This window comes from Acidiphilium rubrum (assembly GCF_900156265.1).
Taxonomy (GTDB): domain Bacteria; phylum Pseudomonadota; class Alphaproteobacteria; order Acetobacterales; family Acetobacteraceae; genus Acidiphilium; species Acidiphilium rubrum.
Map to the genome: position 1 here is coordinate 124,732 of NZ_FTNE01000009.1, position 12,096 is coordinate 136,827.

Below are 12,096 nucleotides of genomic sequence, written 5' to 3' on the forward strand. Positions count from 1 at the left end.
ATGATCCGGGTATGAGCGCATCCGCAACCTCGCTTCGCCCGGGTTTCGATCCGACCCTGTGCACCTGCGGCTCAGGCCTGCGGGCGCTGCGCTGCTGTAAGCTCCAAGCCACGGCCCTGCCCGACCCGGTCAATCACGCCGCGTTCGACACCTTGATCGAGCAGGCCCGCACCGCCCGCACCGCCAACCGCAATCGCGAGGCCGAGCGCCACGTCCTGCAAATCCTCGATCTCGCGCCGCATCACCGCGAAGCACTGCGCCTCCTGTTCGAACTGCGCCGTGCCGAGGGCCGCATCGCCGCCGCCGAGGCGCTGATCGCGCGCATCGCCTCGATCCCGCCGGATGTCGCGGCCGCGCATGTCCAGCACGCGCAGATATTGATCAACCAGAGCCGCCACGCCGAAGCCGAAATCCCGGCCCGCCGCGCCGTCGCCCTGCTGCCGCGCGACGCCACCATCCACCACATGCTTGGTATCATCTTCACCGAAACCAACCGCCTGACCGCCGGCGAACGCCATTACCGCCTCGCGCTGGGCTACGCCGAACAGCGCGATGCCGCCCTGCTCGGCAACCTCGCCTGGAACCTCCGCCAGCAAGGGCGGCTCGATGAAGCCGCCGCGACCTACGATGCCACGCTCACGATCAAGCGCGACAATCCGCGCGGTCTCGCCGGCTACGCCCAGGTCGAGGCCGGCCGCTTCCGGCTTGATCAGGCCGAAGCCCTGCTCGCCGAAGCCACCACGCTCGCCCCGGCCGATCGCATGATCGCGGTGCTGAGCGCCCTGGTCCGCCTGCACCGTGACGATCCGGATGCAGCACTCGCCAAAATCGAAGCCACCGCCGCCGCCATCGCGCCGCAATCGCTGGTCGCCACCGAATTCGCCGCCAAGGGCATGGCGCTCGAACGGCTCGGGCGGTTCGACGAGGCCTGGAACGCCTATCAATCGGGCCGCGCCTTTCAGCGCGAGCGCGCCAACCGCCGGTTCGACCCGGCCCCGATCGCGGCCCGGCTCGCGACCGTCCGATCGACCTTTCTAGCCGATCGCCTGTCCGGCCTGCCCCGCCCCGGCCAGATCCCCGGCGGCGCAACGCCGATCTTTCTGCTCGGCGCGCCGCGCTCGGGCACGGGTCTGCTCGAACAATTGCTCAGCCAATGCCACGGCATCGATCCGGCCGACACGCGCGCGCCACTGCCCGACCTCGCGCATCTGCTGCCCGCGCTGGTCAGCGGCCTCGGCGGAAGCGCGGAATCCTTCCCGGATGCCCTGATCGCCACCACCGCCGGCGACCAGCGCGACATCCTGCCGATGCTTGCCAACCGCTACCTCGCCATACTCCGCGCCTCCGGCGTCAGCACTGCCGAAAGCCGCTTCGTCACCGATCGTCACCCGGATCTGCCCTGGCTGCTCGGTTTCGCCGCCACGCTGTTTCCGACCGCGCCGGTCATCCACGTGCTCCGCCATCCGCTCGACATCGCTCTGTCGGGCTTCGCGCAGGACAAGCTCTACGAGGGCAACGCCGGCGTCACGCTGGCGGGCATGGCCACGCTGTTCGACGCCCAGATGAACGCGATCGCCCTGGTGCGCGGCCAGACCACCCTGCGCTACCTGCCGATCCGCTACGAAGACCTCGTGCGCGACCCTGCCGGCACGCTGCGCCTGGTGCTCGACTTCATCGGCATCGCCGCCGACGTGCACGCCCTGCTGGACACGCCACCACGCGCGATACCCCGCGCACCAGGCCATCGGCTCGTGCAACTGCCGCCGCACCGGCGCAGCCTGTACCGGCATCGCAGCTTCGGCGCGGTGTTCGACGAAGCCCTGCCGATCCTCACGCCATGGATCAAACGCCTCGGCTACGCCCAACCGCAGGAGACCCCGCCATGAGCGGCACCGCCGGCGTCAAGGTAACGCTTGGCGAGGTTCTGAACGAAATCAGCGCCTATGAGCGCGACGGCAAGCTCGAAGATGCCGAAGCCCTCGCCGAACGCGTGCTGCGCGCGGCACCCGAACACCCGCACGTGCTGCATCTGTCCGGCATCGTCGCCTACCGGCGCGGCAAAGTGCCGCTCGCGATCGAGCGGATGGAAAAATCGCTCGAACTCTCGCCCACCGTCGCGGTCTATCCACGCAACATGTGCGAAATCTACCGCGGCGCCGGCCGGCTCGACGATGCGCTGCGCATGGCGCTCCGCGCCGTCGAGCTCGCACCCGAGGACAAAAGTGCGCATTTCAACCACGCCCTGATCCGCTACGAACGCCGCGAGCTCGACGACGCCCTCGCCGCCGCCGATCGCGCAATCGAACTCGACCCCGATTTCCCCGAAGCCCATTTCGAGCGCGCCGAAGTCCTGCTGCTCGGCGGCCGCCTCACCGAAGGCTGGGACAGCTACGAGTGGCGCTTCAAACTCAAACAGGCCGAGGGCATGCTGCCCAAGACCGACAAACCGCAATGGGACGGCGGCGCCCTGCCCGACGGCAAACTCCTCATCGTCGCCGATCAGGGCTTCGGCGATTGCATCCAGTTCGGCCGCTACATCCCCTGGGCCGCCGACCGCGCGCCCAAACCCGTGCTCGCCTGCAGCGGCGATCTGGTGCCGATCATGCGCCAGATCCCCGGCCTCGGCCGCATCGTTACCCGCTGGGAAACCACCGGCGACTTCGATGCCTATATCCCCCTCTCCGGCCTGCCGCGCCTCGCCGGCACCACAATCGACAACATCCCGACCCCCATCCCCTACCTGCACCCCGACCCCGCCAAAATCACCGCCTGGAAACAACGTATCGACGCGCTGACCCCGACCGGCAAAAAACGCATCGGCCTGGTCTGGGCCGGCCGACCGACCCACAAGAACGACCGCAAACGCACGGTCAGACTCGAACAATTCGCCCCGCTGTTCGCCCGCCCCGACCTCGCAATCGTCACGGTGCAGAAAGGCGACCAGATCGCCCAGGTCGGCAACTATTTCGGCACCGCACCGCTGATCAACCTCGGCCCCAGCATCAACGATTTCACCGACACGCTCGCCATCCTGCAAAGCCTCGATCACCTCGTCACCATCGATACCTCGGTCGCACACCTCGCCGGTGCCTCCGGCGTGCCCACCGCGATCATCCTGCCCTACGCCCCCGATTGGCGCTGGCTGCTCAACCGCGACGATTCGCCGTGGTACCCCTCGCTACGCCTGTACCGCCAGCAACGCCCCTACGACTGGTCCGGCGTGATCGAACGCATCGCGGCCGCGTTGTGAGGACGCGTTGGATGGGGTGGGGTCATGGGAAAAAGGAAGGCCAGGGGCTCTGCCCCTGGACCCCGCTAAGGGCTCAGCCCTTAGAACCCGCTAGTTTTAGGGGGAGAGAGGGCGTCCAGACTACGCCGCTTCAGGGTCAGGCAGCCGCCCTCCCTCCCCCTAAAACTAATGGATTCCAAAGGCTCTGCCTTTGGTGGGGGTCCAGGGGGCAAAGCCCCTCGGCCTTCTTCCTCTCATCACCCCGCCTCACCCAACGCATCCTCCCAGCGTCGATCGCGCTGGGTTTGTTCCTGCCGTATCCGGCCGTCGCGGCGGGGTTGACGGTGTATTCGCGGCTCGATTTTGCGTCGGCGGTGGGGGTGGCGTTCAGCCGGCAGACCGGGATTGCGGTGCGGGTGCGGCGTCCGCCGGCGCATGGGTTGTTCGCGCGGATCAGGGCGGAGGGCGATCATCCGCGGTGGTCGGTGGCGTGGTTTTACGGGGCGAGTGCCGCGGTTTTGCTCGATCGGCGTGGTTTGCTGGCGCATGGGCTGGCCGCACCGTCCGGACTGACGGCGATGGGGGCGGCGTCGGTGCCTGCCGATGGGTCTTATGTCGCGACCGGGTTGGGCCTGGGTGGAGTCTTGGTGATGCCGAAGGCGGCGCCGTTCGCCCCGCCTGCGACCTGGGCGGATCTGACGGCGCCGGCCTATCGCGGGCTGATCGGCATGAATGATCCGGCGACGTCCGACCAAGGCGTTTCGCCGGTTACGGCGATGGTGCAGGCGGCGGGTGGCTGGCCGGCGGCGCAGGGATATTTTCTAAGCTTGAAGCAGGCCGGGCTGCATATTTACGGCGATACGGCGACGACTTTGGCGGCCCTGCGCAGCGGTGCCATCCAGATCGCGATCATGCGGTCCTCGGCCGCGTTGCGGGCGAGCACGATCGATCCATCCTTGCGCGTGGTGGTGCCGAAACCGGCTGCGGTGTTGGCGAGCGTGATCGTGATGGCGCGACATCTACCGGCGCCGGAGCGTGCCGCGGCGCAGCGGTTCATCGCCTATGTCAATTCGCCGGCCGCGCTGCGTATCGAAATGCGCCAGGGTGGCGATGATGGCGCATTCTGGCCGGTGGTGAGCGATGTAGCGCCCGCGTCAGCAATGCCGAGTGCCGCATCGCTGACGCCGGTCATGGTCGATCCGGCGCAGTCGGCGCGCGATCGATCGGCGATCATCGCGTGGTTTTCCAAAACCATTGTCGGTGCGAGCACGTGAGGCAGCGGCGATGACGTCCGATCTACCGGTGATCCTCGCAAGTTTTTTCACCGCCGGGGTCGAGTGGGTCGAGGCGTTCACCATCGTGCTGGCGGTTGCGCTGGCGATCGGGTGGCCGCGCGCGATCGCTGCGGGTGGTGCGGCCTTGGCGATTCTGGGGCTGCTCACGCTGTTCGGCGCGCATGCGGTCAGCGCGATCGGCAATTTGCGGATCATCCAGTTCGTGATCGGTGTGTTCCTGACGTTGTTCGGCATGCGCTGGCTTGCCAAGGCGATCGCGCGCGCCGCCGGATTGCGGCGCCTGCGCGATGAGGATGCGGCGTTCGCAGCACTGTCCGGCAGTCAGGCTCTGGCCGAAACCCAGGGAGCGATGCTGGTGGCGTTTCAGGGCGTGCTGATGGAGGGGCTGGAGGTCTGGCTGATCGTGGTCGCCCTCGGGGTCCAGACCGGGCAGACCGAAGTTGCGGCGGTATCGGCCGTGGCGGCGCTGGTCGCGGTGATGGGCGCGGGCATGATGCTGCGTGCGCCGCTCTCGCGCGTGCCGGAAAACACCATCAAATACATGGTCGGCTGCGCGGTGCTCGGTTTCGGCACGTTCTGGATGCTGGCCTCGCTCGGCTATGTCTGGCCGATCGGCGATTATGCGTTACCGGCGTTGATGGCGTTTTACGCGCTCGGCGGCCTGGTGCTGATCCGCACTCTGCAAAGGCTGGAGCGATGAAAAAACTGTTCCGATCGTTGATCGGCGACGCCCCGACCCTGGCCTGGGTTGCCGGCAGCATCCTGTTCGCCAATCGCGTGATCGGCAGCGGCGAAGCATCCTATGCCGGGGTGCTGGTGCCGCTGGCGCTGTTGATCGGCGTCGGGTTTCTCGCGCGACGGTGAGGTCGCTGCTGTGCGGCCCAAGCGCATCCCCTCGCCCGATTGCCGGACCGCCCCCCTTGCATGACCTCTGCCCGCAAGCGATAAAGGGTTAACCAATAGTGCCCCCCAATAAGCACGAACCGAGGAACCATGAGCCAGCCAGTCGTTGATCTCGACATGACCAATGGAATCGCCGTCATCGCGATCGATAGCCCGCCGGTGAACGCGCTGGGCCACGCGGTGCGATCAGCACTGCTCGACGCGCTGACCAGGGCCGAGGCCGATCCGGCCACGAAAATCATCATTCTCGCGTGCAAGGGCCGCACGTTTTCCGCCGGCGCGGACATTACCGAATTCGGCAAGCCGCCGCGCGATCCTGGCCTGCACGAGGTGATCGAGCGGTTCGATCAATGCTCGAAACCGACCATCGCTGCCCTGTTCGGCACCACGCTGGGCGGCGGGCTCGAACTCGCGATGGGCTGCCATTACCGGGTGGCAACCGACACCGCGCGGATGGGCCTGCCGGAGGTCAAACTCGGCCTGCTGCCCGGTGCCGGCGGCACCCAGCGCCTGCCACGCCTGATCGGGCCGGAAAAAGCCGTCGCCGCGATCGTTTCCGGCAAAATGATCAGCGCCAAATCTGCGTTGGCCGATGGGCTGATCGATGCGATCGTGACCGATCCGGTGCAGGGTGCAATCGATTTTGCCCACACGATCGATCCGAAAGTGACGGTGCGGGTACGCGACCGCGCGGACAAGATCGCGCCGGCCCAGGCCGATCCCGCTGGCTTCGAGCAAGCCGCCGCCGAGGCGACCCGACGCCTGCGCGGCGTCGAAGCGCCGGCCGCCTGCGTGAATTCGGTACGCAACGCCTTCACCCTGCCGTTCGAGCAGGGGTTGGCCGCCGAGCGCGACATGTTCATGCACCTGGTGATGGGCGACCAATCCCGCGCCCAACGCCATATTTTCTTTGCCGAACGCGAGGCGCAAAAAATCCCGGGCATGGAACCGGGGCTGAAACCGGCCCCGGTGAAGTCGGCCGCCGTCATCGGCGCCGGCACCATGGGCGGCGGGATCGCGATGAATTTCGCCAATGCCGGCATCCCGGTCACGCTGGTCGAAACCGACGAAGCGGCCCTGCAACGCGGGCTCGACCGGGTGCGTGACACCTACGATATTTCCGTCAAGCGCGGCGCCCTGCCCGCGGGTGCGACAGCGCAGCGCATGGCCCTGTTCGCCGGCACCACCGACTGGTCGCGCATCGCCGAGGCCGACATGGTGATCGAGGCGGTATTCGAGGAAATGGACCTCAAGAAACAGATTTTCGGCCGGCTCGATGCCGTGGCGAAATCCGGTGCGGTGATCGCGACCAACACCTCGACGCTCGATGTCGATGCGATCGCGCATTCGACCAAACGACCTTCCGATGTGCTGGGCATGCATTTCTTTTCGCCCGCCAATGTCATGAAACTGCTGGAAATCGTGCGCGGCGAGGCAAGTTCGCACCAATCGATCGCCACCGCCATCGCGGTCGGCAAGGCGATGGGCAAAGTGCCGGTGGTGGTCGGCAATTGCGATGGCTTCGTCGGCAACCGCATGCTGGCGCGCCGCACCACCGAATGCGAGCGCCTGCTGCTCGAAGGCGCGTTGCCGCAACAGGTCGATGCCGTGGTGCTGAACTTTGGCTTTCCGATGGGTCCGTTCGCGATGGGTGATCTGGCGGGGCTCGACGTCGGCTGGCGGATTCGCAAACATCGCGGCGTCACCGCACCGATTTCCGATGTGCTCTGCGAACAGGGCCGCTTCGGCCAGAAGACCGGCCGCGGCTACTACATCTATGAAAACGGCAGCCGAACACCGACGCCCGACCCCGAAGTCGCCGCATTGATCGAGGCGACGGCGGCACGCCTCGGCATCACCAGGCGCGCGATCAGCGACCAGGAAATCCTGGAGCGCATGACCTACCCGATGATCAACGAAGCCGCCCGCATTCTCGAGGAAGGCATCGCGATCCGCCCTTCGGACATCGATGTGGTCTGGGTCTACGGCTATGGCTGGCCGGTCTGGCGCGGCGGGCCGTGCTTCCATGCCGATCTGGTCGGCCTGCCGACCATCGTCGAACGCCTCGCGCATTACGCAAATACCACCGGTGATGTTGGGTTGCAGCCGTCGGACCTGCTCACGCAACTCGCCGCCGAGGGCAAGGGTTTCGCCGATTTCGGCAAAGGCGCGAAAGCGGCCGCCGCGTGAGCGAGCGGCCGTTCCCCTGGGAGCGGAACTACCCGCCCGGCCTGCCGTGGGACATCGCGGTGCCGCGCGAAACCATCCCCGCAATGCTGGGCAGCACGATTGCGCGATACGGCGCGGACATTGCGCTGGAATACCGCGACGCGCGGATCAGTTTCACTGATCTCGGCCGTGCCATCAGCGATGTTGCAAAGGGCCTGATCACCCTCGGCCTGCGCCGGGGCGACCGTGTCGCTTTGTATTTGCCCAACACGCCCGCCCATCCGTTCGGGTTCTTCGGGGCGCTGAGCGCGGGGCTGGTGGTGGTGCATCTCTCGCCGCTCGATGCCGAACGCGAACTGATCCACAAACTGCATGATTCCGGCGCGCGGGTTCTGGTCTGCACCAATCTCGGCGCCATGCTCGCCATGGCCCTGAAACTGCTCGATGCCGGGCATATCGATCGGCTGATCGTGGCCGACGATGCGCAATACGGCCCGATCGCCGGCATGGCGCACCCACCGGTTCCACAGCACGATGCACGGATCATCACGATCGATGCTCTGCGCGCCATCGGGCGCAACAGCGAGGCCGATCTGCCGCTGACCGATCCCGATGATCTCGCCCTGCTGCAATACACCGGCGGCACCACCGGCCTGCCGAAAGGGGCGATGCACACCCACGCCACCTTGCGGGCATCGGTTGCCATCTACGCCGCGTTTTTCGATGGCCAGGGACGGTTTCCGCCCGGCGAGCGGTTCCGCGCCATCTGCGTGCTGCCGCTGTTTCACATCTACGCCCTCGTGGTGCTGTTGCTCCTGCAACTCTCGCGCGGCAGCACGCTGATGCTGCGCCTGAAATTCGATGCCGAAACCACGCTGCGCGACATCGAAATCAACCGGGCGAGCTATTTTCCCGGCGTGCCGACCATGTGGATCGCCCTCGCCAATATCGCCGATCTGGACAAGCGCGACCTGTCCTCGCTCAAACTGGTCGGCTCCGGCGGCGCACCCCTGCCGGTCGAGATCGGGCTGCGGTTCGAGCGCCTCACCGGCATGAGGCTGGGCGGCGGCTGGGGCATGACCGAAACCGCCTCGGCCGGCACCGGCAATCTGCTCGATGGCATATTCAAGCACGGCTCCGCCGGCATGCCGTTGCCGCGCATAAAACTCGATGTCGTCGCCCTTGATGATCCGACGCGCGTGCTGCCCTATGGCGAGACCGGCGAAATCCGCATCAAATCGCCCAATCTGTTCAAGGGCTATTGGCAAAATCCCGAGGAAAACGCGAAAACCTTCGTCGATGGTCATTTCCTGACCGGCGATATCGGCCTGATCGATCAGGACGGCATGGTGTTTCTGGTCGACCGCAAAAAGGACATGATCCTTTCGGGTGGGTTCAACGTCTATCCCACCCAGATCGAGCAGGCGATCTACGAGCATCCCGGCGTTGCCGAGGTGATCGTGGTCGGCATTCCCGACGATTATCGCGGCCAGTCGGCCAAGGCGTTCATCACCCTGAAACCGGCAGCACCTGCCTTCGATATCGGTGAACTGCGCGAATTCCTCACCGACAAACTCGGTCGCCACGAAATGCCGGTCGCCCTCGAAATCCGCGATGCGTTGCCGAAAACATCGGTCGGCAAATTCTCCCGCAAGGAACTCGCCGCCGAGGCCCTGGTCCATCATCAACAACAATCCGTCAGTCAGGAACGCTAAATGGTCGATGCCGTCATTGTCTCCACCGCCCGCACCCCGATCGGCAAGGCGTTTCGCGGCGCCTTCAACATCACCACCGGCCCCGCACTCGGTGCCCACGCGCTGCGCCACGCGATGGAGCGCGCAAAGCTCGACCCGCGTGAGATCGAAGACGTCGTGATGGGCTGCGCAACGCCTGAAGGCACCACCGGCGGCAACGTCGCCCGCCTCGCCGCCGTGCGCGCCGGCGTCTCGACCGATGCCGCCGCCATGACGGTCAACCGTTTCTGCTCATCCGGCTTGCAGGCCATCGCGCTGGCCGCGCATGAAATCATGGTCGAAGGCGCGCCGATCGCGCTGGCCGGCGGCCTCGAATGCATCAGCATGACCACCAACCCGGTCAACAATGGCCGCAACCTCGATCCCTGGCTGCTCGAACACAAGCCGCAGGTCTACATGCCGATGATCGAAACCGCCGACATCGTCGCGGCGCGTTACAACATCAGCCGCGCCGCGCAGGATGATTACGCACTCGAAAGCCAGCGCCGCACCGCCGCCGGCCAGCAAGCTGGCCGGTTCGATGCCGAGATCGTGCCGATCACCACCAACAAAGCGGTCGAGAACAAGGAAACCAAAGCGATCTCGCATGAAGAGGTCACCTTGCGCCAGGACGAGGGCAACCGCCCCGACACCACGCTGGAAGGTCTGGCGAAACTCAAGCCGGTACGCGGCGAGGATCAATTCATCACCGCCGGGAATGCCAGCCAGCTCTCGGATGGCGCATCGGCCTGCGTGATGATGTCCGATACCGAAGCCGCCTCGCGCGGCCTGACGCCGCTGGGCATTTTCCGCGGCTTCGTGGCCGCCGGCTGCGAACCCGACGAAATGGGCATCGGCCCGGTATTCGCCGTGCCGCGCTTGTTGAAGCGCCACGGCTTGACCGTCGATGACATCGATCTGTGGGAACTCAACGAAGCCTTCGCCAGCCAGGTGATCTACTGCCGCGACCGGCTCGGCATCGACCCCGCCAAACTCAACGTCGATGGCGGCTCGATCTCGATCGGCCATCCCTATGGCATGAGCGGTGCGCGCATGACCGGCCACGCCCTGATCGAAGGCAAGCGGCGCGGTGCCAAATTCGCCGTCGTCACCATGTGCATCGGTGGCGGCCAGGGTGCCGCGGGCCTGTTCGAAATCAACTAGGAGATTTACGATGGAACTCAGTTTTTCCGCCGATGAAATTGCCTTCCGCGACGAAATCCGCGCCTTCATCCGCGACAATCTGCCGCGCGACGTGCAGCAGCGCATGATCGAAGGCCGCGAGATTGGCAAGCAGGACATCGTCAACTGGCAGGCCAAGCTTAACGCCAAAGGGTGGGCGACGCCGCATTGGCCAAAGGCATGGGGCGGCCAGGATTGGAGCCCGGTGCAGGAGTTCATCCTGATCGACGAACTGCAATCCGCCCCCGCACCGCAGCCGCTCGCCTTCAACGTCTCGATGGTCGGGCCGGTCATCGCCACCTTCGGCAATGACGAGCAAAAGAAAAAATTCCTGCCAGGCACGGCAAGTCTCGACATCTGGTGGTGCCAGGGCTTCTCCGAACCCGGCGCCGGCTCCGACCTCGCCGGGCTCAAAACCACCGCGCGGCGTGAGGGTGATCACTACATCATCAACGGCCAGAAAACCTGGACCACGCTCGCTCAATACGCCGATTGGATTTTCGTGCTCGCCCGCACCGACACCCAGGCCGCCAAGAAGCAGCAAGGCATCTCCTTCATCCTGGTTGACATGAAAACGCCCGGCATCACCGTGCGCCCGATCCAGTTGATCGACGGCGGGCACGAGGTGAACGAGGTTTGGTTCGACGAGGTGAAAGTCCCGCTCGAAAACCTGGTCGGCGAGGAAAACAAAGGCTGGGACTACGCCAAATTCCTGCTCGGCAACGAACGCACCAGCATCGCCCGCGTCGGCGTCTCCAAACAGCGCCTGCGCCGGGTGCGCGAACTCGCGGCCAAGGAGCGCGCCGGCGCCGGCAGCCTGATGGACGCGCCATGGTTCCGCGAAAAAATCGCCAATGTCGAAATCGACCTGAAGGCGCTCGAGATCACCCAGTTGCGCGTGCTCGCCGAAGCCCGCAAATCCGGCAAGCACGGCGCGCCGGACCCGAAATCATCCGTGCTGAAAATCAAGGGTTCGGAAATTCAACAGGCCACGACTGAGCTTCTGATGGACGTCGTCGGCCCGCTCGCCATGCCCTACCAACGCTCGACCGATGCCGAAGACGAAGGCAACAACACCCCGATCGGGCCGGACGACGCAGCCTATGCGGCACCGACCTATTTCAACTGGCGCAAGATTTCGATTTATGGCGGGTCTAACGAGATCCAGCGGAATATTATCGCCAAAGCCATATTGGGATTTTAAGTAAACAGGGTTCTTTTTTGCAAAAAAGAACCAAAAAACTCTCTCTAGCCGCATTTATTCATGAGGGCGTTTCATTCAATTCTTCTACAATTAGCTATGCAACCTGACGTCGTGGGCGCGTGACGACTCACCGGCCGCTCTGGGCTGGTTTTGATGAGCTTGGCGATGTGTCGGCGCTGGAGTTGGATGAGATCGGGACCGGTCGGGGCAACCGCCCCTGGGCTCAGACCAGTAACCTGGGCAGTCTGGCCAGAGCGTAGCGGAGAATGACCTGATCCGGCATCGATCGCGGCAGATGCAGGCGAATTGATTTCTTCAATGTCTCGACCTGGACGGCGAGTTTGATCAGGCGTAGCCGCAAGGTATCGAACTGGATACCAC

Annotated in this window: 10 protein-coding genes; 9 read left to right on the forward strand and 1 reads right to left on the reverse strand. The window is 65.3% G+C overall.

The genetic code is table 11. From position 1 onward, the window contains the following. Positions 1–11: 11 nt before the first annotated feature. The 9 genes from BW994_RS08925 (at position 12) to pimC (ending at position 11,715) form a co-directional block, all read left to right on the forward strand. Positions 12–1,886, forward strand: coding sequence for a tetratricopeptide repeat-containing sulfotransferase family protein (locus BW994_RS08925; RefSeq protein WP_029311124.1), 1,875 nt, complete (start codon positions 12–14; stop codon positions 1,884–1,886). Then, positions 1,883–3,250: a tetratricopeptide repeat protein gene (locus BW994_RS08930; protein ID WP_029311125.1), complete on the forward strand. Its 1,368-nt coding sequence runs from the start codon at positions 1,883–1,885 to the stop codon at positions 3,248–3,250. The genes BW994_RS08925 and BW994_RS08930 overlap by 4 nt, the downstream gene beginning before the upstream one ends. Positions 3,251–3,534: 284 nt before the next feature. Continuing rightward, positions 3,535–4,503 (forward strand): ABC transporter substrate-binding protein, encoded by a 969-nt coding sequence (locus tag BW994_RS08935; protein WP_245594066.1) that lies wholly within the window; start codon positions 3,535–3,537, stop codon positions 4,501–4,503. Between the two features lie 10 nt (positions 4,504–4,513). Further along, positions 4,514–5,224: a hypothetical protein gene (locus BW994_RS08940; protein ID WP_029311127.1), complete on the forward strand. Its 711-nt coding sequence runs from the start codon at positions 4,514–4,516 to the stop codon at positions 5,222–5,224. After that, the gene (locus BW994_RS19610) at positions 5,221–5,388 is read left to right on the forward strand and encodes a hypothetical protein (protein WP_156038102.1); all 168 of its coding nucleotides are present in this window, start codon (positions 5,221–5,223) and stop codon (positions 5,386–5,388) included. Before BW994_RS08940 ends, BW994_RS19610 begins: the two co-directional genes overlap by 4 nt. 129 nt (positions 5,389–5,517) lie before the next feature. Beyond that, entirely contained in the window at positions 5,518–7,617 is a 2,100-nt protein-coding gene (locus tag BW994_RS08945) for a 3-hydroxyacyl-CoA dehydrogenase NAD-binding domain-containing protein (RefSeq protein ID WP_029311128.1), read from the forward strand. After that, the gene (locus tag BW994_RS08950; protein WP_035228296.1) at positions 7,614–9,311 is read left to right on the forward strand and encodes an AMP-binding protein; all 1,698 of its coding nucleotides are present in this window, start codon (positions 7,614–7,616) and stop codon (positions 9,309–9,311) included. Before BW994_RS08945 ends, BW994_RS08950 begins: the two co-directional genes overlap by 4 nt. After that, positions 9,312–10,493, forward strand: a complete 1,182-nt coding sequence (locus BW994_RS08955) for an acetyl-CoA C-acyltransferase (protein ID WP_029314556.1) — start codon at positions 9,312–9,314, stop codon at positions 10,491–10,493. It abuts the gene before it with no gap. Positions 10,494–10,503: 10 nt separating this feature from the next. After that, complete coding sequence (gene pimC, locus BW994_RS08960; RefSeq protein ID WP_029314221.1) at positions 10,504–11,715, forward strand: pimeloyl-CoA dehydrogenase large subunit; 1,212 nt, start codon at positions 10,504–10,506, stop codon at positions 11,713–11,715. A 223-nt stretch (positions 11,716–11,938) separates the two neighbouring features. Here pimC and BW994_RS19185 read toward each other — a convergent pair. Beyond that, a partial coding sequence (locus BW994_RS19185) for a transposase (RefSeq protein ID WP_175612104.1) occupies positions 11,939–12,096 on the reverse strand: 158 nt, incomplete at its 5' end.